At 68.3% G+C, this 252-nt stretch carries 1 pseudogene; it reads left to right on the forward strand.

The features are described 5' to 3' along the window. Positions 1 to 252, forward strand: a pseudogene (locus KVT34_RS30650) (hypothetical protein); the annotation flags it as partial.

Here is a 252-nt window from a genome sequence, read left to right on the forward strand (position 1 = left end):
TATCTCGAATGTCAAGCGAAAGGGAATCCGGTCCGTCCGGCCCGGACCTGGGCAGAGTCGTCCAGAGCTACCAGGCGGCCGTCGACGACTTCGACCGCGGGCTCGCCCGGCTGCTGGGCGTCAACGAGACCGACCTGCGCTGCCTGGAGATCCTGCTGGACGTCGAGGAGACGAACCCCCGCACGCTGAGCGCCAAGCTGGGTCTGAGCACCGGCAGCGACACCGCCATGCCCGACCGCCTGGAGAAGCTCG

It is taken from the genome of Paenibacillus sp. GbtcB18, assembly GCF_019091125.1.
GTDB lineage: Bacteria > Bacillota > Bacilli > Paenibacillales > NBRC-103111 > Paenibacillus_F > Paenibacillus_F chitinolyticus.